Source organism: Paraburkholderia sp. BGA-UO-ETr-F12 (assembly GCF_059567945.1).
On the sequence record NZ_JCAQOZ010000024.1, the window covers coordinates 290,876 to 314,203 of the forward strand.

Consider the following 23,328-nt stretch of genomic DNA (forward strand, 5'->3'; position numbering starts at 1 on the left):
ATGTCGGCAAACCGCGATATTTCACCCGTGCCTAACACCCTTGACGTACTTAGCGTCAACGATGCCGTGATCGAAGTCGCCGCCATTGCAGCGGAATCCGCGTTGCACGCGGACGAGCCCGATCCCGACCACGCTGCGCGACGGGCGCTGGTCGTACGTGAACTGCTGGCCCAGCGCGCCGTTGCAACAGGTCTGTTGGCGAACGGCGCCGATCTCGACGATGAGACCATTGACCATCTGCTGGAACTGGAATGCACGACGCCAGTCCCGTCCACCGAAGAATGCCAGCGCTACTACGCAGCGAACATGCAGAAGTTCCGCAGTCCGGACCTGGCCTTTGCGCGCCACATCCTCTTTGCGTTGACCGAAAAGGCAGCGATGACACGGGTCCGCGCACGCGCCGAAGAAGCGCACCGTGAGCTCGCGCAGCACCACGACCGGTTCGACGCGCTCGCCCGGACGTTATCCAATTGTCCGTCCGGGCAGGTCGGCGGAAATCTGGGGCAGTTGACCCGCGGCGAGAGCGTGCCGGAATTCGAGGCGGCAATTTTCGGCAGCCAGCACATCGGCCTGTTACCGGGGCTCGTCAATACGCGTTATGGCTTCCATATTGTCTGGATAGAGCGTCGCATCGCGGGTGAATCCCTTCCGTTTGAAGCGGTGAAAGCGACCATCGAACGCTATCTCTCCGAGCATGTCCGGCACAAGTCGATCCAGCAATATTTGAACCTGCTGGCATCCAGCGCCGAACTGGGCGGCATCGCTCTGGATGTGCGCCCGGGCCTGTTGCTGCAATAGTGATTTGCCGTGCCGATTGCAGCGTATCTACGCTGGGCATCTGCATTCGGCACGCGCCCATCGCCCCCACATTGATCGATGACGTCCGCGTGCAACCGTCAGCCTTGTCCTGCCATGGAGCCGTTATGAGTTCACAAAGAAGTCCCATATTGGTTCTATGTGTCACGACTTTGGCATTTCTGGTCTGCTTTGTCGTCTGGATGATGTTCGGCGTACTCGGCATCGGGCTTCGAACCGAACTTGGACTGAACAGTACCGAATTCGGCATGCTGACGGCCACGCCGGTTCTGACTGGCGCGCTCCTGCGCGTGCCGTTGGGCGTCTGGACGGACCGCTTTGGCGGTCGCGTCGTGATGACGCTACTGCTCGTCCTCTGTGCCATCCCGGTCTTTCTGATCGCATACGCGACGGCGTTCTGGCAATTTCTTGCGATTGGCCTGTGCCTCGGCGCCGTCGGCGCATCGTTCGCGGTGGGAACACCGTATGTCGCGCGGTTCTTTCCGCCCGAAAAACGTGGTTTTGCGATGGGTTTCTTTGGGGCCGGCACCGTCGGCGCCGCGGTGAATCTTTTCGTCACGCCTTCGTTGGAGGCAGCATGGGGCTGGCGGGCCGTCCCGAAGATCTATGCGCTGGCGCTCCTCGTCACTGCGCTGATATTCTGGCTGGGCTCCGCGACCGACCCGGGCGCAGGTAAATCGGCGGGGCCATGGTACAGGCAGTTCCAGGTTCTGAAGAACCCCAAGATATGGAAGTACTGCCAGTACTATTCGATCTGCTTCGGCGGGTTCACCGCGTTATCACTGTGGATTCCACAATATCTGAAGGGCGAATTCGGCTTTTCGGTCGTCACTGCCGCGGCGTTAGCCGCCGGCTTTTCGCTGCCCGGATCGGTATTGCGCGCGCTGGGTGGCACCCTGTCCGACCGCTTCGGTGCGCATAAGGTAACGTGGTGGGGATTGTGGGTCGCGTGGATATGTTTATTCCTGTTGTCGTACCCGGACACCTCTTTCCTGGTGAGCACGGTCAACGGCCCGCGCAGCTTTCACATCCATCTGGGCGTCCCGGTTTTCATCGGACTTCTGTTCATTCTTGGCGTGGTGTTCGCGTTCGGTATGGCGTCGACGTTCAAGTACGTTGCCGACGATTTTCCGGAGCAGATGGGCGTCGTCACCGGCATCGTTGGACTGGCTGGCGGACTGGGTGGCTTCCTGCTACCGATCTTTTTCGGTGTGGTTCTCGACTGGCTTGGCGTTCGCTCGAGTTGCTTCATGTTTCTGTATGGCATCGTCTGGGTGTCGCTGATTCTGCTGTATCAATCCAGCGTGCGACAGGTCCGCATCGACGGAACAGCTCCGCAGTGACTGGATGAACAACCGACGTACTGTGTCCTACCGACACGGCATCACATGGATGATTGATGATGGGTATTTCAAGTTTTGATGAGCTGATTCGCGTCGCGCGGCAACAACCCGAACCTCAGCGATTGTTATTCGTCTTTACCACGGTTGAGTTGCCCGACGACTGCACACCCGAACAGCAGGCCCGCTTTCACGCAGGTCAGGGTGGCGCGTTGACGCCTCTGATGTGCGTGGACAAAACGCCCGAAGAAATCGGCACGTTTAGCGATCTGCTCGAAGAATCGCGACAGGTTCTTCAGGAATGGGAAATCGTCTTCGTCGCAGCGCTGTCGGGAAAAAACGGGTGTGTGCCCCGGACTGAAGACGCCGAGGCGCCGTTGAACTCGATGGTGGAATCGATCAAGGCTGGGTCCATCGGTATGTTCATTCCATTTGATTCGCACGGTCAGCCCGTGCTATTTGGGCCGTCCTGAACAGATTTCTCATTGACTGTGAGGGCCTCGCCAATGACGTGTCTCACATTAAGCGGTTCAGAGCACCACGAAACGATTGGTTCAGCTGCGCGGTTGCGGAATCGAGGGACACCCCGCAGCTGACCGGGTTCAAGCCACGCCCCGGGAAGCCACAAAGCTGCCCGCGTCTGATGCCGGGAGCAGGGAAGAAACGAGCAGGGAAGAAACGAGCATGGACGAAAAGCCACCCAACGATTGGGATCCGAGGTCCGAGGATGTCATGCACGATCAGAGTGCGGCGTATGATGATATGCGACACCGCTGTCCCGTTGCGCATAGTGACTACCTGAACCTGTCCCTGTTCCGCCATGACGATGTCATGCGCGTGCTCAACGATCCTGAAACTTTCAGTAATGCAGTCTCGAGCTATCTCTCTGTGCCCAATGGCATTGATCCTCCCGAGCACAGCCAGTACAGAAGCATTATCGAGCCTTATTTCAGCCCGCAGCGGATGGCGGTCTTTGAACCGGTGTGCCGGGAGATAGCTGCCAGTCTGGTAAATGGACTTTCGAGAGGCGACGAAGTCGAATTTATCGCCCGGTTCGCGCAGGACTTTGCGATGAACATCCAGTGCGCATTTCTGGGCTGGCCAGAGGAATTACGCACGCCGCTTCTTCGCTGGATCCGCAAAAACCGGGAAGCTACACTGACGGGCAACAGAAGGGCTCTCGACCGGGTGGCCGTCGAATTTGATACCTACATCAAGGGTTTGCTGGTGCAACGACGGGAATCGGGCGTGGACGCACCAGACGACATCACGACCAGCCTGTTGCGTGAGCGGATCGGGGACCGCCTGCTGCACGACGAGGAAATTGTCAGCATCCTGCGCAACTGGACCGTCGGCGAACTCGGCACGATTGCGGCGTGCGTGGGAATTCTCGCTCATTACCTCGCCGAGCATCCTGATGTCCAGCAACGGTTGCGGGCGCAGCCGTCATTGTTGCCAAAGGCCATCGACGAAATACTCCGGATCCGCGCACCGCTCATCGCCAACCGCCGCATCAGTACCAGGCCGGCGGGAATCGGCGGTCGCGAGGTACCCGCCGGCCAGCGTATCACGCTCATCTGGGCATCCGCGAACCGGGACGAGACGGTTTTCGGAGACCCTGATGAATTCCGGCTCGACCGCGATCCGGCCAGCAACCTGCTATACGGCTCCGGCATTCATGAGTGTCCGGGTGCGCCGCTCGCCCGGCTCGAACTGCGTATTGGCATGGAAGAACTGCTCGCGCGAACTGCCTGGATTGCGCTCGTCCCGGGAAACCTCCCCAGGAACGCCGTGTATCCAGCGGCTGGCTTTTCTGCGTTGCCATTGCGCATCGAGTGAATGCCCTATTGCTCGACCAGGTCCCCGCTCAAAGTTCCACCGCCCTTGAAGCGCCCAGGAGTGACATCATGGAAGAAACGTCCGCGCTCGCTGAATGGATAATCGAACAGACGGCTGACGCCGTCATCTATGCCGACCGTTCCGGTGCCATCGCGCGCTGGAACCACACTGCAGCAGCGCTGTTCGGCTACAGTGCCGCTGAGGCGCTAGGTCAGAACCTCGATCTGATCATCCCGGAACATCTGCGAGCCGCACACTGGCGCGGCTTCGAAGCGTCGATGACAAGTGGTCGTACAAGACTGCATGGCCGCGCGACGTTGACTCGTGCGATCAGCAAGACAGGTCAGAAGCTTTACGTCGAAATGACGTTCGCGATGGTGAAGAATCACGAGGGTGAGGTGCTTGGCTCGGTCGCAATAGCCCGGGACTTCACCGCGCGTGTCGAGGAGGAAAAATCCGCCGCTCGCCACGGTGGCGAGAGATAGTGCTGCATGACGTCATCCGCGTCAGTCGCTTCGAATGAGGTAGATGTCTCAAGCGGCAACTGATTGTGTGTGGGCATCGTCGAGAGATTGCAACAATTGCCGATGGGGCGGCCACAGTCACATGCCACGTTACCGCGGATGTCCTTCTGACAGGTTCAGATGCGTTCGAGTCCGCCGCGGTCGACAATGTGTATCTGCTTGCCCTTCACCTCGATGAATCCAGCCTTCTGGAACTTCGAGAGAGCGCGGCTAACCGTCTCAAGTTGCAGACCCAGGTAGTTGCCCATTTCCTCGCGCGTCATACGGAGATGGAACTCCGCGGGTGAATAGCCAACCCGCTGCAGCCGCGCGGAGATGTTCAGCAGAAATGCCGCGAGGCGCTCATCGGCATTCATCGAGGCAAGCAACATCAACAGGCCCGACTCCCGAACGATCTCCGCACTCATGATTTTATGTACATGGCGTTGTACGGATGAGACTTCCCTGCACAGGAGCTCGATCAAGTCGAAAGGCATGATGCAGGCAAGACTGTCTTCGAGCGCGATTACGTCACATGCATGTCGGTTCGTGCATATTCCGTCGACACCGAGCGTCTCGCCGACGAGGTGGAATGCGGTGACGTGCTCCCGTCCATCGCGGTGCATGACCATAGACTTGAACGAGCCCGCGCGAACGGAATAGAGGCTCCTGAATGTGTCGCCCATACGATACAAAGGCTGGCCACGCCTGACTGAGCGGACGCCCCGGATCGCAGCGCCGAGCTTGTCAACATCGGCCCGGTCGATACCAGCCGGTATGCAAAGATGATGCAGTGCGCACCCTGAACACGGAGATGTTTCGGTGCGTCGCAGGCTCTCCTCGGTGAATGTGCCGGAATTCTCACGGGCCCGCCATATATTCGTCCTGGCATCGTGTTCGTCGAGTTCCAACATCACACATCCCTCGCCAGATTGCGACGGCAAAATTGCATTTGACCGGAGACGGGCATAGGAACACTCTCTGCGGATAGCTTTTAATAACGATGCAACTTTCGATTCACGAAAACCTCATGCGAAGGAACCTCGGCCCGCCGCTTGTAGTTCAGTTGAATGCATGACGACCACGGCGGAGGTAGATTCAGCTCTGCCGGGCCGCCGCTCTTAGGATCATATATCCCTGATCTGTGAGATTGAGGTACCTCCTACACCCCGACGTCAGCTTCTCGAACGCAATGAGCTGATAGGGATCTGACCAAGATCCGGTCAAATTGCTATCATAAGCCTGAAAGTTATGAAGCGACGGATCTCTATGCTTTGATGGAATAAGGAACTCGGGCCGTGAATGCGTCCCTGAGCTATCGCGTCCGCTTGCGCGTCGGCATGCAGACAGGTCAACGTGGTCAGTCAGCGCGGGACGGTCGCGTCCTTANGGCCACGGCAAGCCCGTTGATGATTCTCTATTGCAGTATCTGTCGCCGCTGGGTTGGGAGCACATCAACCTGACTGGCGATTACCTCTGGCGCAGCAACGCCAAGATCGGCGCGGGCAAGTTCAGGTCGCTACGGCCGCTGCAACCAGCTTAACGTGCTTTATTTTCCGTTTTCTGAGACGACCCCTTTCTGACCGAGAACTGCTGCGGCGGAAATCCCTGCACGCCCGTCTGCGCCGGTTCTTGCAAGACCCAACTGGAGAACGAGTCGTGAAACGTCTGCACATCCATCTCTCCGTCGAAGATCTGGCGGCCAGCATCCGGTTTTATTCGGCGCTCTTTGCGAATCAGCCCACGGTCGAGAAGGCCGATTACGCGAAATGGATGCTCGACGATCCACGCGTCAATTTCGCCATCTCGCAACGCGGTGCGGCGCTGGGGCTCGATCATTTCGGCGTGCAGGTCGAGAACGAGGCCGAGCTTGCGCAAATGCACGCGCGCCTTCAGGACGCGGCCCTGCCGGTCGATGCGCAGATCGGGACGGCCTGCTGCTATGCGCGTTCCGACAAATACTGGACGGTCGATCCCCAGGGCGTCGCGTGGGAGACGTACCAGACACTTGCCGACATTCCGACTTTCGGCGAGTCCCATGCTGCGCCGGCGGGTGGACCGGGTGCCGACGCTTCTACTTGCTGCTCGCCAGTTCGCGGCAAGCCGGTCGGCGTGCCGGTGAAATCTTCTTCCTGCTGCTGAGATCCGACCATGACCGACAAGCGTTATAACGTGCTGTTCGTGTGCACCGGCAATTCGGCTCGATCGATCCTGGCCGAAGCGCTGTTGACCCATCTTGGGGATGGGCGCTTCGCCGCCTTTTCGGCAGGCAGCCATCCACGGGGCGAGGTGAATCCGTTCGCATTGCGTGAACTCGCGCGCTGGCATCTGCCAACGGATGGGTACCGGAGCAAGAGCTGGGACGAGTTCGCACAGCCGGGGGCGCCTGCGCTGGATTTCGTCTTTACCGTATGCGACAAGGCTGCGGGCGAAGTCTGCCCTGTATGGCCCGGCCAGCCCATGACCGCGCATTGGGGTGTACCCGACCCGGCCGATGTGGAAGGTTCCGACGAACGCAAGCAGCAGGCGATGCACGAGGTTGCACTGACGCTGAAGCGCCGCATCGACCTGCTGCTGTCGGTACCGATCGCAAAACTCGACAACATCGCGCTCCAGCAAACCGTGCGCGACATCGGACAACGCTGAGGCTTCCACCTATGACGACGAACGTATTGATTCTCTGCACCCACAACTCGGCGCGCAGCGTATTGGCCGAAGGAATGCTCAATCACTGGGCCGCGAAGCTCGGTAAGGACGTGCGAGCCCACAGTGCCGGCAGCGCACCGAGCGGCCGGCTCAATCCATTCGCGCTGGAAGCGCTGAGCCGCGCCGGCGTTGACGTGAGCGGCTACCGCAGCAAAAGCTGGGATGAATTCGCGGGTGACGGCGCACCGCAGATGCGCGTCGTCATTACGGTGTGCGACAGTGCGGCCTCGGAGACGTGCCCGTACTGGCCAGGCAGTCCTGTGAAGGTGCATTGGGGCTACGCCGATCCTTCGAACGCGCCGGGTGGTGACGAAGGCAAACGCATGGCATTCGAGCTCACGCGCCAGGCGATCGGCTATCGCATGCTGCAGTTGCTGATGCAGCCGCTCGACCGGCTTGATAACGCTGACCTTCAGGATGTCCTGACTCTTATCTCGCGCTCCTGATTATCTTCGCTGCAGCAAGCCGGGCCGACAGGCCGCCTGTCCGTCAATCAAACCCCCTTCATATCGAGCAGTCGAATGAACACATCAAATGTAGTCCCTCCGGGAAAAGCCGCCGCAAAGCCCGCCATCAACTTCTTCGAACGCTATCTGACCGTTTGGGTGGCGCTGTGCATCGTCGTCGGCATCGCCCTCGGCCAGGCTTTGCCCGAGGTGTTCCAGCGCATCGGCCGGATGGAGTACGCACAGGTCAATCTCCCGGTGGGGCTGCTGATCTGGGTGATGATTATCCCGATGCTCGTCAAGGTCGACTTCGGCGCGCTGCATGAAGTCCGTCAGCACATCAAGGGCATCGGCGTCACGCTTGTCGTGAACTGGCTGTCCAAGCCGTTTTCGATGGCGTTTCTCGGCTGGCTGTTCATCAAGCACCTCTTTGCGCCGATGCTGCCCGCGGACCAACTGGACAGCTACATTGCCGGCCTGATCCTGCTGGCCGCCGCACCGTGCACGGCGATGGTGTTCGTCTGGAGCCGGCTGACTGGCGGCGATCCGCTGTTCACGTTGTCACAAGTCGCGTTGAACGACAGCATCATGGTGATCGCCTTCGCGCCGCTGGTGGGCCTGTTGCTGGGCATTTCCGCCATTACCGTGCCGTGGGCGACGCTGCTCACGTCCGTGGTGCTCTACATCGTCATCCCGGTGATTCTCGCGCAGATCTTGCGAAAGGCGCTGCTAGCCAAGGGACAGGCAGCGTTCGATGCGGCCATGGCAAAGATTGGCCCCTGGTCAATTACCGCGCTGCTGGCAACACTGGTACTGCTGTTCGCGTTCCAGGGCGAAGCCATCCTGAAGCAGCCGCTTGTGATCGGTTTGCTCGCCGTGCCGATCCTGATCCAGGTGTTCTTCAACTCCGCCCTCGCTTACTGGCTCAACCGCGCCGTCGGCGAAAAGCACAATATCGCCTGCCCGTCGGCGCTCATCGGTGCGTCCAACTTTTTCGAGCTGGCGGTCGCGGCCGCGATCAGCCTGTTCGGCTTCAACTCCGGCGCAGCGCTGGCGACGGTCGTGGGTGTACTGATCGAAGTGCCGGTGATGTTGCTGGTGGTGCGCATCGTCAACCAGTCCAAGGGTTGGTACGAGCGGGCTTGAGCAAGCACGGGAACCAGATGTCAAACGACACAAAGTTGTCCGAAAAATGACCTAAAGTCGTCTAATCTACTGCAAATAACTGAGGGAAATCTGAAATCTGAAGCATTCCAGACAAACCGCCTGCAATGGCCCAGTCAAAACAACTTAAGTCGTACTTCAGGATCCTGAAGTAGGATCGCTAATCGGAGCGTCAACTTGGGTGCTTCGGCAGGCGGGCGCAAACCCCGGATCCTGGTCGCGCTACTCGCCGAAGCGAAGCTCGACCAGCGCGCCACCGCCTTTCGCATCCAGAATTCGGATCGTTCCGCCATGCGCCTGCATGATCGCGAGCGCAATAGCCAATCCCATCCCAGCACCACCGGGGGCGTCGGCCCGGATGCGATAGAACCGGTCGAACACGTCGTCGCGTTGCGAGGCGGGGATGCCGGGGCCGTGGTCCCGGACCGACATGATCGGCCCCGGACCGCTTGTCACGGTCACGGCACTGCCTGGCGGGGTATGTGCGATCGCGTTGTCGACGACATTGCGCAGCGCCCGGCCGATCGCGTCCGCCCGTCCATGTACCGTCGCCGCGCCCCGATCGTCGTAGATGATCGTTCGATCGCGTGTGTAAACGAGCGGCGCCACGGCAGCGACGACGTCGCATGCAATTTGCCCCAGATTCGCCCGCGCATCGACCGGGATGTCGAGCGCGGCCGCGCGCGCCATATCGAGCATCTGATCGATGAGCCTCGTTCACACGCTATCAGCAGCGTCAAAGTTTGCCGACGTCAGGAGGCGAGGACCCGATGGTCATCGATGATGTTCCCATCGAGGTTCCCGCACCGACGTCCATGAGTCCCATGACTGCGGGCATAACACCGGCGTTTGTGCCGGTTGTTTCTGCGCCATCAACAGTATCGCTGGTGGATCGGCCAGGTTCGTCCCCGGTATCGGCGATGGCGCTTTCGATACACGTACGGCTACCGAACGGAGTGGAATTCGACTTCGTCGATGCAAGTCTCGACGAACTGACGACGATCATCCAGATGCTCGGGAGGATGCCGTGTTCCGGTTCGACGAAAGCCTGAAGGTGTATCTGCATCGCGAGCCCGTGGACTTCCGGATGGGGATCAATGGGCTGTCGATTCTCGTCGAGCAGGCGATGTCCCTGAACCCGATGGCCCGGGCTCTTTACGTGTTCGCCAACCGCCGGCGTGACCAGATGCCTTTGCGTCCGACCCCCGCGCCTGCATGAACATGCGAATCGCCACGAAGGCGAGCACCGCCGCAAACAGAAGAGCCAGGGGGCCGTTCGGCAACCGGTGTGCGAGCCACAGTCCTATCGGCGAACTCACGATGCCGGTTAGGGCAATAAACCCCGCAGCCCGATAACGGACGGCACCTGCACGCAGCCCGATGATTGCTCCCATTCCGGCTGACAGGCCGACCGCAAGTAAGGCTAGCGGCGCAGCCTCGGCCACATCCAGGTGAAGAACAAAGAGCAGCAAGGTTACTGTCACGATAGCGCCCCCAGCACCCGTAAGCGCCAGAATCAGACCGACAACACCTCCCAGGAACATACTGACTGTAGTCATGCTCTCCATTCGTCTGCTCTATAAAAAAACCGCCGGATTTGCGCGGACGGCCCACCAACCAGTGCGCAGCGGGTCAGGCATGCTGCCGACCCAGGTTCGCGCGCTCGAGGAACTCGAACACCATCATGCCGCCGAGCATCGCGGCCACAAAACCCCACGCCTTCGGAAAGCCAGCGCCCATTGCGACCAGCGCGGGCCCCGGGCAAAATCCTGAAAGCCCCCAGCCGACGCCGAACACCGCGCTTCCCAGTACAAGTCTCAACGTCACGTCGGTGCTGGCCGGAATCTGCATGGGCAGACCTAGCAGGGATTTTTTGCGGCGTTTTGCAAACAGGAACGCGACAGAACCGATGACTATCGCCCCGGCCATGACGAATGCAAGTGACGGGTCCCATCGTCCTGCAATATCGAGAAATCCCAGCACCTTTGCTGGATTGGCCATGCCGGACATCATCAGGCCGACGCCAAACAGAAGCCCGGAAATTAAAGCGGCGAGCAAACCCATCTCAGCCTCCCAGCAGATGTCTGGACACGAACACGGTCAGAAAACCGCTTGCCATGAATGTTGCCGTCGCGACAAGCGAACGGATGGAGCCACGCGAGATGCCACAGACACCATGGCCGCTTGTGCAACCGCTCGCGTAACGCGTGCCGATGCCCACCAGAAAGCCTGCTATGAGTATTTCACTCCATCCGGACTGGATATCGGGCGCTATCGGCTTACCCAGCAAGCCTGCCAGCACAGGTGCCCCGACTAGTCCTGCAAGAAAAGCGACACGCCATCCCGCATCTTTCTGTGGCGTGCCCAGCAGGCCACCGAGAATGCCGCTAATGCCAGCGATACGTCCGTTGAAGAAAACAAGCACGGCAGCCGCGGCGCCAATCACCAGGCCGCCAGTCAGTGACAGGCCCGGCGTGAAACTCGCAATATCAATCGACATGGCCTCTCCTCATCTTCATTGGGCGCAAAACTGGTCATACAGCACGGTCATGACCGCAATCGCTTCCTTGCTTGCGATGGAATAAAAGATACTTTTCCCTTCTCGCCGTGTCGCAACGAGCTCGTTATCGCGAAGTACGCCGAGCTGTTGGGAGAGTGTGGGCTGACGTATCCCCAACTGTTCTTCTAGGTCGCTCACGCACAACTCGTCCTGGGACAACTGGCACATCAGCAGCAACCTGTCGGGATTGGCCAGCACCTTCAGCAGCGCACAGGCTTTCTCTGCCGAGGCCTGCATCACCGAAAGGTCGATTGGGACGGACTTCTTCCTCATCTCACCATTCTATAATTTACACATAAACATTATATTGAACTATAGAGTATTTGTGAATAGAATGAGTAACATCTGAGGAGGTCAGGATGCAGCCCATCGTTCAACCGTTCTTCGACCCGGTCACCGGCACGGTCACTTACGTGGTGTTCCAGTCCGGGCATCAGGAATGCGCAGTCATTGACCCGGTCCTTGACTACGACTCCAAGGCGGGACGCACTTCAACGACGAATGCCGACAAGGTCATCGAGTTCGTTCGCCAGCGCGGCCTGCGGGTGCAGTGGATTCTGGAAACGCACGCGCATGCGGACCACCTGTCCGCAGCGCATTATTTGCGCGGCGAGCTTGGCGGCAGGATTGCGATTGGAGAGCACATTCGCACCGTTCAGGGCGTCTTCAAGAAGCTCTTCAATCTGGAGCCCGAATTCCGGCTTGACGGCTCCCAGTTCGACCATCTTTTCCGCGAAGACGAGGAGTTTTCCATAGGTGGCCTGACAGCAAAGGCGCTGTATGTTCCCGGCCATACCCCTGCCGACACGGCCTACCAGATTGGAGACGCGGTGTTCGTAGGAGACACGCTGTTCATGCCGGATGTCGGTACCGCACGCTGTGACTTTCCCGGCGGCGATGCGCACAGGCTATACAGGTCGATTCGAAAGCTGCTGGACCTGCAGGGCACCACCCGGCTCTTCATGTGTCACGACTATCCCCCCGAGGGCCGGAAACCCAAGTGGGAAACCACGGTGCTCGCGCAGCGTGCGCATAACATCCATGTGCACGACGGCGTAACGGAAGAACAGTTCGTCAGCATGCGCGAGGCACGCGACGCAACGCTAGCAATGCCCGTCCTTATCGTGCCATCTGTACAGGTCAACATACGGGCCGGCGAATTTCCACCCGCCGAGGAAAATGGCATCAGCTATCTGAAGATTCCGCTGAATGCGTTGTAGCATCCAATACTGCGCAGTAACGGTCGGGCCGGGCTTGCAAACCCGTCAATGTCCGCGTGACAACTCTTCGAGCCCGTGAAGGCCAACGGGTGGGGTGGCCTGCCACGGCAGCAACACCGACCGCTTTGCGTCCTGCTTGATCACTCGCTCGATGAACGGCGCTTCATAACGCCCTCGCTCAGCGAGTGCCGGGTCGTGGGTTCCGCTTGCAAGCAGGCTTTGGTCGATGACCCACGCATACGGCTCAATCTGCGCCCGGCGGAGGTCGGCTTGCAGGCGCTCCGCTTCATGCACCGGCGTCGCTTCTGCGAGCGTCCGATCAGCACGTGCGTGAACTCAGGGTCACGCAGCCGCGGCAGAAGCTGGCGGACGGCTTCCGGCATATCACCCTGTGTACGCATGACTTCGCGATGGTAGGCCTCCGCTGAGTCCATCAGCAGAATGGTGTGTCCGGTCGGGGCCGTGTCCAGTATCACGAAAGAGTCCCGAGCCTCGTCCACCGTGCGAGCGAAGGCACGAAACACCGCGATCTCCTCAGTGCATGGCGAGCGCAGGTCTTCCTTGAGCATTGCCTTCGCCTGCGCATCGAGGTAAGCGCCGGCCCTGGCGAGAACCTCATCGCGGTAACGGTCGACTTCTAGCGCTGCGTCGATGTGATCCACGCTCAAGCCAGGCAGCGACTCCTGCAGTGTCCATGCCACATGAGCAGCGGGGTCTGTCGTTGAAAGCAGGACGTTATGGCCGCGCTGGGCGAGTTCAAGCGCTATCGCAGCTGCCACCGTCGTCTTGCCGACGCCGCCCTTGCCCATCGTCATGATCAGGCCATGTCTGGCCTTCTCGAGGTCGTCGATGAGTGGCAGAAGGCCGCCGGGCAACTCCACGCTTAAGCTGGCAACCGTCTGCGAGGCGGCAATCTGCTCCGGGTGCAAATAGGCCTTTAGCGCGCGCAGGCCAACCAGTCCCATCGGAATGAAGCCTGTCTGACTTCGTTCCAGTGCTGCGAGCCCCCGCGGCATGGCCTCGATGGCGGCAGCCTGCTGCGCTTCCATCGCGCGGGAGATGACGTCGTCAGGTGAAGTCGCTTTGAACACACCGTTGACAGCGAGTACCAGGTTCCTGACGCCGAGGTCCGCCAGTTCGATACGGGTGCGCTCGGCTTCGCGGAATGCAGACGTATCTGGACGGGCGACAAGGACCACCGTGGTGTGGTCGCGGTCAGTCAGTTCGGCAACTGCCGCTGCGTACAGTTGCTTGTTGGGCTCGAGACCTGCAAGCGGTCCAAGGCATGAATTTCCTGTCGTGTTCGTCGACAGGAAATTGCTCCACGCCGACGGCAGCGTCAGCAGACGCAATGTATGCCCAGTAGGCGCCGTGTCGAAGATGACGTGGTCATAGGCTTTCGTGATGACGCTGCCTGCGAGCAGGTTGGCAAACGCATCGAACGCGGCAATCTCAACGGTGCAGCCGCCCGAAAACTGTTCTTCCATGCTGCGGATGGCGGCATCGGGGAGTACGCCTCGATAGGGGGCGACCATGCGCTCGCGGTACGCGCTTGCAGCACGCTCCGGGTCGATGTTCAGCGCATGGAGGTTGGGGACCTGACTGACGGGCGTTGGCTGCCCGGAGAGCGGGGTCTCGAGAACCTCGTCGAGATTGGATGCCGGGTCGGTGCTGACCAGCAGCACGCTCTTTCCGTCCTCGGCCAATCGCAGGGCCGTTGCACAGGCAAGTGATGTCTTACCAACACCGCCTTTCCCGGTAAAGAAGAGATGGCGAGTCTTAGCGACAGGTAGCGTCATGTCAGTGTGTCCCTCAACATTCGCCGGGCTTGCAGCCACAGGCCCCCGCTCTGATGTGCGGCTTTTCGGCGGCGGAAATCTTCAGGCCCATTTTCTGAATCAATTGGGCACGCGATGGATAGGCACCGATCGAGATGATCTTGCCATCCACCATCGCGATGGGCAGACGGTCCATACTGGCCTGCATTTCCCGGACCACTTCCGGATTGGCAGCAAACGCCGCCGCATCGTGTCCGAGGCCGTGCCTGACAACTTCGACACTGTGGTGCGCCAGCCATTGAAGGTCGGCGTTGAACTGAACCAGTACCGGATCGACGTCGACCCCGCACAAGCCGGTCGGGCAACACATCGCCGGTTCAAACACTTCAAGCTTGCTCATCTTCGCTCCTGCGGGTAGACCCGTTCGTGCGGCAAAGCTGCGGCCGCGTTTTACAGCTCATGGTGGCACTGCAGTGGAGCCAGTCGTTGACATCGGTCAAGGTGGAGGCGACGAAGCGGAGTTTCCGCGACCTCCACTCGCAATGAGCGCACCAGCCCCGTTCAAACAACGAATTCCACGTATGAAGGGGGAAACCTGTCACTATCTACTAACGTGCCAGATAGATCGAGCGTAGAGGCGCCCTTGTAGCTCACGTCAAACGGAGGCCGCCCCCGCGATGTCCTAATCCAGACACACACAAGTGGGGTGGTTGCTGCGAAAGCCGGGTTATGCCGGCATGCGCTTGTGCCAATCGAACGCCGGCCCTGAAGCCCGATCTACAGATCCGAACATGAAGCGTCTTCCGCTTTCGCCGCGTGACCCGGCTCCGGCTTCCCCGGGCATATGGCGCTGGATACCGGCTGTCGCTACGTTGCGAACTTATGAGCGTGACTGGTTCGCAAAGGACGTGTTCGCAGGCATCGTATTGACTGCCGTACTCGTACCAACCGGTCTGAGCTTTGCGCAAGCCGCCGGGCTGCCCGGCGTCGGCGGCCTGTATGCAAGCATCGCCGCTCTGCTCGCCTACGCGATTTTCGGTCCCAGCCGGATCCTCGTTCTCGGCCCCGACTCCGCGCTGACAGCGCTGATTGCGGCTGCCGTTGTTCCTCTCGCCGGCGGCCGGCCAGAATCGGCACTCGCGCTTGCTGGTACGCTGGCGATCCTGTCTGGAATCTGCTGTGCGTTGATCGGACTGCTCAGGCTGAGCTTTATCACTGATCTTCTGTCGAAGCCGATCCAGTATGGCTATCTCAACGGGATTGCGCTCACGCTGTTCGTGAGCCAGTTTCCGAGATTGCTCGGTTTCGCGGTTCCGGGCGGCACGTTCCTCGACGAGGTAACAAGGGTCTTCCAGGGTGTCGTCGCCGGGCAGATAAACTGGGTTGCCTGCTCCATTGGCGTTTCGTGCCTGGGGGCAATTGCGTTGCTCAAACGGTATGCGGCTGCGCTTCCCGGCACCCTGATTGCCGTGGCCACGGCAACCGTGGCGGTCTGGCTCCTGGAACCGGGAGCCCGTGTCGGTATCGCTGTCGTAGGCCGGCTACCTGAAGGTTTGGCGGCGGTTCGTCTTCCCGCCGTGTCGCTGCATGACGTACGGGAGTTGAGTGGTGCCGCGATCGCGATCGCTCTCGTTTCGTTCGCCGATATGAGCGTGTTGTCGCGCGCGTTTGCCCTGCGTGGCGCCTACACGGTCGACCGGAACCAGGAGCTCGTGGCGCTTGGCGTCGCCAATATCGCGGCTGGTCTGCTGCAGGGTGTCCCAGTCTGCAGTAGTGCGTCACGAACGCCAGTCGCCGAGGCAGCCGGCGCAAAGACACAGTTGACCTGCGTTGTGTCCGCGCTCTGTATCGCCTTTCTGCTGATCGTGGCTCCTGCGTTGCTAACGCACGTGCCGAACGCCGCTCTCGCCGCGGTCATTGTTTCTGCCGCACTCTCGCTCTTCGATCTCGGAAACGTGACACGTCTTTATCGAATGCGCCGCAGCGAGTTCGCGCTGTCTATGGTTTGCTTCGCCGGCGTTCTCATGGTCGGTGTCGTACAGGGCATCTTCATTGCTATTGGCCTGTCGCTGCTGTCATTTGTCTGGCGCGCGTGGCACCCTTACGACGCCATTCTGGGCAAGATCGAGGGGAGGCCTGGTTATCACGATGTTGTACGGCACCCTGACGCAAAACAGGTCCCCGGCCTTCTGCTGATTCGCTGGGATGCGCCACTCTTTTTCGCGAATGCGGAGATTTTTAGCCAGCACGTGCGACGGGGTATCGCACAAGCGGCGCAGCCACCTGAATGGCTGGTCGTTGCCTCGGAGCCGATCACCGATATTGACGTTACCGCTGCTGACATGCTCTCCAGGCTTGATCACGAGCTGGAAACTGCGGGCATCGCACTGTATTTTGCAGAGATGAAAGGCCCGGTGAAGGACCGGCTGCGAGCCTATGGGCTCTTCGAAATATTTGACGATACACATTTCTTCGAGACTGTGGCGGATGCCGTTCGCAGTTATACCGCACAGCATCGCATTGACTGGCCGGGCGAGTAATTGGCCGGCTCGTTCGCCACCCGCCCGGTCTGCAAAGAACGGCATCACAACAGGCCATATCTGACGATTCGTCGCTGCGGCAACTCGTGCTGGCGAACTTGCCGGTTCTCTCAAATGTGTATGTCGCATCCTCGTGCGCGTGGGGACACTTATGCAGTTTCGCCGGAACGCAAGGTGCGCATTGCATCCCGGTAGCCGCGCTCGATCCGGCGTCGCGTAGAGGAACGGGAAAAGTCAGTTGCCGCACCAATCGATTCCTGCCCGTCGCCGGATATCAGCACGAAGCGGTCGATTTTCCGGTGCGCCATCAAGCGTCTGTAGGCCGGGTGTTGACGCAACTGGCTCGCTGGTGGCAGTTCCTGATCGAGATGTTCAATCAGATCGAGATAGCCGTTGAACTGTTCGAAAAGCTTGAGATCGAGCCGCAGCTTTCCAAAGAAATAGATCTGCAACAGACGGCCCACTACGTCCGACATCGTCTGAGGTGTCGACGGCGAGATATGACTTGCATCCATCGCGATCAGTTCGCGTCTTACGTCGGGATCGTCGGCGTCGATCTGCTCCAGCGCGTTGATGGCGCACCGCAACGGAGTGTTGGAGACAAGGCCACCATCCCAATACGGCCTGTCGTCGATGAAAGTCATCGGAAATGCCGGTGGCAAACTCGAGCTCGCGATGACATGGTCGACAGTCAAGCCGTCCCTGTTATCAAATTCCTCATAGGCGCCCGTGGCAGCATTCACCGCGGTGATGATCACTCGCGTCGCACTTGCGTTCAGCTTGTCGAAATCTACCGACTCCGTCAGCCATTCTCTTAGCGGTGCCATGTCCATAATACTGGTAGCGATCAACGGCGCCAGAAGAAAAGTCGGGGCCACGCGGATCATTCCGTGCGCGCCGAACATCGCCAACCATGCGTCCAGACCGGGCATCGACGGAAGAGCGGAGACGGAAAATCTGTCCCACATGTCCTCCAGGCTCTCAAGAGGATCGCCCTTTGCTCCGGCGAGGACAGCCGCGGCCAGAGCGCCGATCGATACGCCGGTTATCACATGCGAGCGGAAGTTCTGGCGCTGGAAGATGGCTTTGATCGCGCCGAATTCGTATGCTCCCAGTGCGCCGCCGCCCTGCAAGACGATTGCCGTAAGCGTGCTAGACATGGCGACACCGCAAGGTCATCGAGCGTCGATTAAAGTCGGGAGGGTTGAGCATGACACACTTCCATGGGTGGATGGGCAATCACTTACCGCACTCCCGGAGCGGGCCCCGCTTGTAGTCCTGACGTCGCTCAATTCCCATTCCTCATTTCTCGAGCCGCGCACGAATTGACTGCAATTCCTTTCTGCGTTCAGCGTTTGCCTTCGGATAGGTCATTTCAAGTTCGTCAAGCGTCTCGAGTACGATCCTCGACACGATCAGCCTCGCGTTCTCCTTGTCGTCGGCCGGCACGATGTACCAGGGAGCATGCTGGGTGCTGGTTGCATTGAAGCATTCCTCATAGGCCTTCATGTACTGGTTCCAGTACTGCCGTTCCTCGACATCGGCAACACTGAATTTCCAGTTCTTCTCAGGGTCGTCTATGCGCTGCAGGAAGCGTTTGCGCTGCTCTTCCTTCGAGATGTGAAGGTAGAGCTTGACGATCCGCGTGCCGTTTCTGCAGAGGTGTAACTCCAGATCCACGATCGAACGATAGCGGTCATGCCACACTGTCTTCTCGCCGAGCAGTGCATCCGGCAGGCTTTCGTTACGGAGAATCTCGGGATGGACGCGGGCAATCAGGACCTCCTCGTAGTATGACCGGTTGAAGATGCCGATTCGTCCGCGCTCTGGCAGATCGCGTGTGGTGCGCCAAAGAAAGTCGTGCTGCAGCTCAATGGGGCTGGGATGTTTGAAGCTGAAAACCTGACAACCCTGCGGGTTCACGCCGGACATGACATGCTTGATGGCGCCATCCTTACCGGCCGCGTCCATTGCCTGGAAGATAAGCAGAACAGCATAGCGGTTGAAGGCATAGAGCAACTGCTGCAGGGAACTCAGGCGGGCGACGTGCTCACCGAGCAATTGCTGGTAGTGTTCCCGTGACTTGTACACGGGCTCCACTTTCGTCGGCCACTTGTCGAGCTTGACCCTTCCGTCTTCCGGGACACGAAAATCTCGCGAGTTGATTTCCATGTTGATCCTCGTAACTGCTCAATGTCGTTGGACTTGTAGCCAGGGGAATCCGGCGAAGCAGATCTGCGCCGCAAAGCCGATCCCCCCAGCGATCGACCAGATTCCTGAAACATAAAGTGCCGGAGATTCACCCAACGCGAACACAGCGACACCAGGTTCTGCGACCATCAGAACGGTGAAGGCCGCGATCCCCATCAGGAGGCGACTGCGCCTATCGGGTTGCAGATTGAACCGCCGCGTACTCCATCGCGAAACCTTCCAGCTGAATGCAAGCATGATTGGCGTTTCCAGTACCACGGAGGTCGTCGCGCCGAGATGTGGTACAAGCACCAGAACGCGTATTGCTCCGAGAGCGAATCCGATCGCAAAGACTATGAGAGCATACGCGGTCCCCGCCTTTACCCGTGGGGCGCGTCCCCGTACGCCGAACGGAGTGGAGTTCATGGCAGTTACGTTCGCGCGGCAGGAGCCAATTTCGCACCGGCATTTCGCATGCCAGATCTGGCGGGGCGGCGGATCCGTCGACGGCGATGCAGTCCGGACCCGCAGCAACTGATCATTACGGTAGTCGTGACCGCGGGCCAGGGGATTGATCTATATCAACCTGTTCGGCGGCCCTTCCATTTGAAGGACTGTTTCCGGTCTTCCAGATCTGCACTCGTCGTTATCTCTCCGGTGTGAATTTGCGTGATCGGATTCATGGCGACGCGCACAGCGAAGGGTTGACCTTGATCAAGGGCGCGCACGCAAGCGGGGAAGACCATGCAGGAATACCAGCGAGCAACGACTTTCGCGAGCGGCCCAAACCGGTCAACCACAAGCGAAGTCTCTTACGAGCGACGGAAAACCGAAGCCTGGTTCGCTGAGCCAGACATCCTGGTTGGTGAGGTTGATCCCGGTCGGCAGCAATCAGGCGCGACAAGTTTGTGGAGGTGTGCAATGCATCGAGGCGTTACATTGATTATGGCAAGCGTGATCAGCCTGCTCGCTGCAACAACTGCTGCGGCATATGCGGATGAGCCGACGCAAAGCATCACGGAAAACGGCTTGAAGGTCCACTACGGCGTGATGCCTGCTACGAAAGCGCAAATGGTCGAGCGAGGCGCCGATGCCTCCCAAAAAGGCGCGGAGGCCACGCCAGGATCGTCCAGTTATCACCTGGTGGTTGCACTCTTCCGTAGCAACACCGACGAACGCATCAAGGATGCGACCGTGCTCGCTACGGTCAAGGGACCCAAGGGGCCAAAAGGCAACGCCCATTCACGACCCGTCACAAAGCAGCTCCGGCCCATGGTGATCGGCGACACAGTCACCTACGGAAACTTCTTCGACATGCGCTGGCGAGGGGTGTATCACGTAAGCCTCGCTGTCACACGGAAAAATGAGTCAAAACCGGTGAAGGTCAGCTTCGACGTGAATCAGCAGTTCTGATTCCAGCGTTCCGGCGAAGTCGGCGCAAGCACTTACCTATCTGGCGGGCAGCCTGGGACCTGCTGGCAACCGTATCACATAGATGCGACCCGGCAAGTCACCCGCAACCTCGTCTTCGTTGTACGTGAAGTAGACAAGCGAGTGACGTTCAGTGTCCAGTACCCGGATTATATGGAGCGAGTCGAAAGTTGGATCTGACTCGGCCGTGAATACCTGCGCCTGCCTGGGAACAGTTCCGGCAATGCGGATGTTGCCTGTCTGATGGCAGGAAGCCGTCAGGTCCGTCCCATGGGTGATGCGTCCACTTCCCAGTGCGCCGTCGGAATGCGACTCTGACACATAGCAGGTCACGCCACGAGAGGATCGTCGTAAGCCGAAATGGCGATGTGAGAACCATATCGCTGGGTATGCGTTTCGATCGTCGCCAGCTCCTTGGCCACGACAACGGAAGACGAAAATATCAGCAGTGCACCCAGGATGCTCCACCGCCCTGGAATCAGCTTGATCATCATCCACCTCCGGGTATCCGACAGTCAGATCTTCGGCCGCGCAACGCTGCAACAACGGATCGCTGAGTTCAGGCTATTTCACCTGGAAGTCAGCTGCTTGACACAGGTCAACGCCTGCGTGTTCGTCTGGCGTCATTCTGAAAATGGTAAGCGATCCGTGAAGCACGTCCTTTCCGTGGACTTGGCCTATCGATTTTTTTCAGGAACAGGCTTGCCGGATGCTATTGCAACAAATACATCGATTTCGCGTAAGGACAGCCTGTGATGCGGCTCTCTGTTCCAATATGGAACTGGAGAGGTGTCGCATCGACCGGTTGAATCTGCCGTTCAGCTTCCATCGAACTACCTGTTCATCGGTTCCCAACTGGTGTTGTTGGGATTGGTATTCATCTTCATGAAGCTCGACTGGGCAGACCTTCTGAATGAGCATGGGTTCCGCTTCAGGCGGCAGCAAGAAGGAGCCGGAAACTGGCGGACCTGAGCGCCGGATCGGACCTGCAACCATAGGCGAACCGTGGGGGGGATTTCCGGGCGAACTCGTCTAACCGCGAATAGCCGGCCGGTGCACTTGTACCAGCCGGCGAGGTTTTCAATCTTTGCGCTTGCGGCCGGTAAGCATCCCCCGAACCAGATTCTCCCGGTGGCGCCAGCTTGCCAGCAAAACGCCTCCGACATGAACTGCGGCACACACCAGCACTGCGTTGGCACTTGCCCCATGTAGAGTTTCCAGCGCCTCGGAACCCCAGAATGCATTGGTCGTAAGCAACCATCCTGTCACGCCCGTCGCGGTGAGTAGCACAAGAAGGGCAATGATCATCGCCCCGCCCGCAGGGTTATGCCCGAGGTACCGCCGCTCGCGGCCCGTCACCATGGCTCTCGCGTATTCCGCAAAGGCGCGCGGCGTCGGTACGAAGTTGGCAAAGCGGGCGTGGTAGGTTCCTGCGAAGCCCCACACGATACGCGCGGCCACCAGTCCAAGGACTGCGTAGCCGAGGGCATGATGGACGGTTCCGCCGTCTTCGCTCAAAACGTATGCCCCACCAAATGCACCCACAAGGCCCCAATGGAACACGCGTACGAACAGGTCCCACACGAGCGTTGATCGGGAGGCGTCGCCTTCCCCTCGGCTCAGGGAACTCATTCGTTGACCTCCTCGCTGACAGGCTTGCCATCGACAGGATTGACGACCATCTCGTGATGATTACCCTTCTTGTCCAACGCATAGACCTCGTAGCAGCTCCCCTCAGTCTTGACCCGTTTGACCTGGTAACCCTGCTTCTCCAGTTGGTTCGAAACTTCCTTGTCCTGCATCCATTTTGTTTTCGGTTCGGTAGTGCAGGATCCGGTTGCGTGTGCGGCAAACGGCAGCGCAATCAGGGCAACGGCAGCGGCGAGGCGAACATTCATCGTTTTCACTTGGAACTCCATGGTCAGGTGGGTCGATTCAATATCGACGGTGCTATTTGCAGATGCATGCTGCAACGCGAGCCTGAAGGGAATCTTAAGCAGAACACCCTCGCGCAGGCATGCGAAGCGGGATTAGACTTGACGATCGATGCCCATGATCAGGGCTGGTAATTTGCAGCAGGCTCCGCTGCCTGCCGGTTCCTTTTGGAGTGCGACGAAATGCGTGTGTTACTGGTTGAAGACGATGATTTGATAGGAAGCGGCGTCGAAGAAGGTCTGCGCGATGCCGGAATGACGGTCGACTGGGCTCACGATGGCCGGGAGGCGATGCTGGCACTGACTACAACAGAGTACGAGCTGGTGGTGCTCGATCTCGGTCTGCCGAAACTATCTGGAACCGAGCTGCTGGATTGGCTGCGAGGCCGTCGCGACGATACGCCCGTTCTGGTCATGACGGCGAGGGACACCGTAGCAGACCGGGTAGGAGGTCTGACCGCCGGCGCCGACGATTACCTCGGAAAGCCCTTTGATCTCACTGAACTGATTGCGCGCTGCCGGGCGCTTTTGCGCCGCGCGCATGGTCGCAGCGTCGAGACGATCGAGTTTCAGGACTTGAGCGTCGATCCCTCGACGTTCACGGTCACACGCAACGGTCTGCGCCAGCCATTGACTTCGCGGGAATGTGCTGTGCTGATCGAGCTGCTGACGCATCAAGGTACTCCACTCTCGCGCGCCCGCCTCGAGGAAAGTCTTTACGGCTGGCAGGAAGAGGTAGAGAGCAATGCCGTCGAGGTGCACATCTCCAATCTACGCAAGAAGCTCGGACCTGGATTGATCAGGACGATCAGGGGTGTTGGGTACGTTGTGGAGAAGACATCGTGACAGGGTCAATCCGTC

29 protein-coding genes and 3 pseudogenes are annotated in these 23,328 nt (G+C 59.3%); 17 read left to right on the plus strand and 15 right to left on the minus strand.

Annotated features, from left to right (window positions below):
- The 5 genes from AC57B6_RS10565 (at position 1) to AC57B6_RS10585 (ending at position 4,480) form a co-directional block, all read left to right on the plus strand.
- Positions 1-798 (plus strand): peptidylprolyl isomerase, encoded by a 798-nt coding sequence (locus tag AC57B6_RS10565; protein WP_051224018.1) that lies wholly within the window; start codon positions 1-3, stop codon positions 796-798.
- Positions 799-923: 125 nt separating this feature from the next.
- Entirely contained in the window at positions 924-2,159 is a 1,236-nt protein-coding gene (locus AC57B6_RS10570) for an MFS transporter (RefSeq protein WP_051224019.1), read from the plus strand.
- A gap of 59 nt (positions 2,160-2,218) precedes the next feature.
- Entirely contained in the window at positions 2,219-2,629 is a 411-nt protein-coding gene (locus AC57B6_RS10575) for a hypothetical protein (protein ID WP_035479281.1), read from the plus strand.
- A gap of 211 nt (positions 2,630-2,840) precedes the next feature.
- Entirely contained in the window at positions 2,841-3,995 is a 1,155-nt protein-coding gene (locus AC57B6_RS10580; RefSeq protein WP_035479272.1) for a cytochrome P450, read from the plus strand.
- Positions 3,996-4,063: 68 nt separating this feature from the next.
- The gene (locus AC57B6_RS10585) at positions 4,064-4,480 is read left to right on the plus strand and encodes a PAS domain S-box protein (RefSeq protein ID WP_035479273.1); all 417 of its coding nucleotides are present in this window, start codon (positions 4,064-4,066) and stop codon (positions 4,478-4,480) included.
- Between the two features lie 155 nt (positions 4,481-4,635).
- Here AC57B6_RS10585 and AC57B6_RS10590 read toward each other — a convergent pair whose 3' ends face one another.
- A complete protein-coding gene (locus tag AC57B6_RS10590) occupies positions 4,636-5,412 on the minus strand; it encodes a helix-turn-helix domain-containing protein (protein ID WP_244142796.1) in 777 nt (258 codons plus the stop codon).
- 476 nt (positions 5,413-5,888) lie between these two features.
- On the opposite strand from AC57B6_RS10590, the pseudogene AC57B6_RS10595 reads away from it, so the two are divergent.
- From AC57B6_RS10595 to arsB, 5 genes and pseudogenes are all read left to right on the plus strand, one after another.
- Positions 5,889-6,041, plus strand: a pseudogene (locus AC57B6_RS10595) (Tn3 family transposase); the annotation flags it as partial.
- A 116-nt stretch (positions 6,042-6,157) separates the two neighbouring features.
- The gene (locus AC57B6_RS10600) at positions 6,158-6,640 is read left to right on the plus strand and encodes an ArsI/CadI family heavy metal resistance metalloenzyme (RefSeq protein ID WP_496421257.1); all 483 of its coding nucleotides are present in this window, start codon (positions 6,158-6,160) and stop codon (positions 6,638-6,640) included.
- A 9-nt stretch (positions 6,641-6,649) separates the two neighbouring features.
- Complete coding sequence (locus tag AC57B6_RS10605) at positions 6,650-7,144, plus strand: arsenate reductase ArsC (protein ID WP_496421258.1); 495 nt, start codon at positions 6,650-6,652, stop codon at positions 7,142-7,144.
- An 11-nt stretch (positions 7,145-7,155) separates the two neighbouring features.
- The gene (locus AC57B6_RS10610) at positions 7,156-7,650 is read left to right on the plus strand and encodes an arsenate reductase ArsC (protein WP_496421259.1); all 495 of its coding nucleotides are present in this window, start codon (positions 7,156-7,158) and stop codon (positions 7,648-7,650) included.
- Between the two features lie 75 nt (positions 7,651-7,725).
- Positions 7,726-8,796 (plus strand): ACR3 family arsenite efflux transporter, encoded by a 1,071-nt coding sequence (arsB, locus tag AC57B6_RS10615; RefSeq protein ID WP_496421260.1) that lies wholly within the window; start codon positions 7,726-7,728, stop codon positions 8,794-8,796.
- Between the two features lie 240 nt (positions 8,797-9,036).
- Here arsB and AC57B6_RS10620 read toward each other — a convergent pair whose 3' ends face one another.
- Positions 9,037-9,513, minus strand: coding sequence for a sensor histidine kinase (locus AC57B6_RS10620; RefSeq protein ID WP_496421261.1), 477 nt, complete (start codon positions 9,511-9,513; stop codon positions 9,037-9,039).
- Between the two features lie 71 nt (positions 9,514-9,584).
- Between AC57B6_RS10620 and AC57B6_RS10625 the strand changes: the two genes are divergently transcribed.
- Together AC57B6_RS10625 and tnpB are read left to right on the plus strand one after the other, a co-directional pair.
- Positions 9,585-9,866, plus strand: coding sequence for a hypothetical protein (locus AC57B6_RS10625; protein ID WP_496421262.1), 282 nt, complete (start codon positions 9,585-9,587; stop codon positions 9,864-9,866).
- A gap of 35 nt (positions 9,867-9,901) precedes the next feature.
- Complete coding sequence (gene tnpB / locus AC57B6_RS10630; protein ID WP_496421304.1) at positions 9,902-10,033, plus strand: IS66 family insertion sequence element accessory protein TnpB; 132 nt, start codon at positions 9,902-9,904, stop codon at positions 10,031-10,033.
- Here tnpB and AC57B6_RS10635 read toward each other — a convergent pair.
- The 4 genes and pseudogenes from AC57B6_RS10635 to AC57B6_RS10650 all read right to left on the minus strand — a co-directional run.
- Positions 10,014-10,382, minus strand: a pseudogene (locus AC57B6_RS10635) (TSUP family transporter); the annotation flags it as partial. The gene tnpB and the pseudogene AC57B6_RS10635 overlap by 20 nt on opposite strands.
- 64 nt (positions 10,383-10,446) lie before the next feature.
- Positions 10,447-10,878 (minus strand): DUF6691 family protein, encoded by a 432-nt coding sequence (locus AC57B6_RS10640; RefSeq protein ID WP_496421263.1) that lies wholly within the window; start codon positions 10,876-10,878, stop codon positions 10,447-10,449.
- A 1-nt stretch (position 10,879) separates the two neighbouring features.
- Entirely contained in the window at positions 10,880-11,314 is a 435-nt protein-coding gene (locus AC57B6_RS10645; RefSeq protein ID WP_496421264.1) for a YeeE/YedE family protein, read from the minus strand.
- Positions 11,315-11,329: 15 nt separating this feature from the next.
- A complete protein-coding gene (locus AC57B6_RS10650; protein WP_496421265.1) occupies positions 11,330-11,647 on the minus strand; it encodes a metalloregulator ArsR/SmtB family transcription factor in 318 nt (105 codons plus the stop codon).
- Between the two features lie 86 nt (positions 11,648-11,733).
- Between AC57B6_RS10650 and AC57B6_RS10655 the strand changes: the two genes are divergently transcribed.
- Positions 11,734-12,594, plus strand: coding sequence for an MBL fold metallo-hydrolase (locus AC57B6_RS10655; protein WP_496421266.1), 861 nt, complete (start codon positions 11,734-11,736; stop codon positions 12,592-12,594).
- A 45-nt stretch (positions 12,595-12,639) separates the two neighbouring features.
- Here the strand turns inward: AC57B6_RS10655 and arsA are convergent.
- Positions 12,640-14,393, minus strand: a pseudogene (arsA, locus tag AC57B6_RS10660) (arsenical pump-driving ATPase).
- 13 nt (positions 14,394-14,406) lie between these two features.
- Complete coding sequence (arsD, locus tag AC57B6_RS10665) at positions 14,407-14,772, minus strand: arsenite efflux transporter metallochaperone ArsD (protein ID WP_496421267.1); 366 nt, start codon at positions 14,770-14,772, stop codon at positions 14,407-14,409.
- Positions 14,773-15,163: 391 nt separating this feature from the next.
- On the opposite strand from arsD, the gene AC57B6_RS10670 reads away from it, so the two are divergent.
- Positions 15,164-16,912 (plus strand): SulP family inorganic anion transporter, encoded by a 1,749-nt coding sequence (locus AC57B6_RS10670; protein ID WP_496421305.1) that lies wholly within the window; start codon positions 15,164-15,166, stop codon positions 16,910-16,912.
- A 149-nt stretch (positions 16,913-17,061) separates the two neighbouring features.
- Here AC57B6_RS10670 and AC57B6_RS10675 read toward each other — a convergent pair whose 3' ends face one another.
- The 3 genes from AC57B6_RS10675 to AC57B6_RS10685 all read right to left on the minus strand — a co-directional run bounded on the left by AC57B6_RS10675 (position 17,062) and on the right by AC57B6_RS10685 (position 19,360).
- Positions 17,062-18,072: a patatin-like phospholipase family protein gene (locus AC57B6_RS10675; RefSeq protein WP_496421268.1), complete on the minus strand. Its 1,011-nt coding sequence runs from the start codon at positions 18,070-18,072 to the stop codon at positions 17,062-17,064.
- 142 nt (positions 18,073-18,214) lie between these two features.
- Positions 18,215-19,084 carry an ADP-polyphosphate phosphotransferase gene (locus AC57B6_RS10680; RefSeq protein ID WP_496421269.1) on the minus strand — a complete coding sequence of 290 codons (870 nt, stop codon included), beginning with the start codon at positions 19,082-19,084 and terminating at the stop codon, positions 18,215-18,217.
- A gap of 18 nt (positions 19,085-19,102) precedes the next feature.
- Positions 19,103-19,360 (minus strand): hypothetical protein, encoded by a 258-nt coding sequence (locus AC57B6_RS10685; RefSeq protein WP_496421270.1) that lies wholly within the window; start codon positions 19,358-19,360, stop codon positions 19,103-19,105.
- Positions 19,361-20,023: 663 nt separating this feature from the next.
- Here AC57B6_RS10685 and AC57B6_RS10690 point away from each other — a divergent pair.
- Positions 20,024-20,515, plus strand: coding sequence for a hypothetical protein (locus AC57B6_RS10690; RefSeq protein WP_496421271.1), 492 nt, complete (start codon positions 20,024-20,026; stop codon positions 20,513-20,515).
- 36 nt (positions 20,516-20,551) lie between these two features.
- Here AC57B6_RS10690 and AC57B6_RS10695 read toward each other — a convergent pair whose 3' ends face one another.
- Positions 20,552-20,866 (minus strand): CreA family protein, encoded by a 315-nt coding sequence (locus AC57B6_RS10695; protein ID WP_496421272.1) that lies wholly within the window; start codon positions 20,864-20,866, stop codon positions 20,552-20,554.
- Positions 20,863-21,027, minus strand: a complete 165-nt coding sequence (locus AC57B6_RS10700; RefSeq protein ID WP_496421273.1) for a hypothetical protein — start codon at positions 21,025-21,027, stop codon at positions 20,863-20,865. The genes AC57B6_RS10695 and AC57B6_RS10700 overlap by 4 nt, the downstream gene beginning before the upstream one ends.
- On the opposite strand from AC57B6_RS10700, the gene AC57B6_RS10705 reads away from it, so the two are divergent.
- A complete protein-coding gene (locus tag AC57B6_RS10705) occupies positions 21,017-21,289 on the plus strand; it encodes a hypothetical protein (RefSeq protein WP_496421274.1) in 273 nt (90 codons plus the stop codon). The two genes, AC57B6_RS10700 and AC57B6_RS10705, sit on opposite strands and share 11 nt — an antisense overlap.
- Positions 21,290-21,613: 324 nt before the next feature.
- Here the strand turns inward: AC57B6_RS10705 and AC57B6_RS10710 are convergent, their stop codons facing one another.
- Together AC57B6_RS10710 and AC57B6_RS10715 are read right to left on the minus strand one after the other, a co-directional pair.
- Entirely contained in the window at positions 21,614-22,165 is a 552-nt protein-coding gene (locus AC57B6_RS10710) for a cytochrome b/b6 domain-containing protein (RefSeq protein ID WP_496421275.1), read from the minus strand.
- Positions 22,162-22,431 carry a PepSY domain-containing protein gene (locus AC57B6_RS10715; RefSeq protein ID WP_496421306.1) on the minus strand — a complete coding sequence of 90 codons (270 nt, stop codon included), beginning with the start codon at positions 22,429-22,431 and terminating at the stop codon, positions 22,162-22,164. The genes AC57B6_RS10710 and AC57B6_RS10715 overlap by 4 nt, the downstream gene beginning before the upstream one ends.
- 219 nt (positions 22,432-22,650) lie before the next feature.
- Here AC57B6_RS10715 and AC57B6_RS10720 point away from each other — a divergent pair, with 219 nt between their 5' ends.
- Positions 22,651-23,313: a response regulator gene (locus tag AC57B6_RS10720; RefSeq protein WP_496421276.1), complete on the plus strand. Its 663-nt coding sequence runs from the start codon at positions 22,651-22,653 to the stop codon at positions 23,311-23,313.
- Positions 23,314-23,328: the final 15 nt, after the last annotated feature.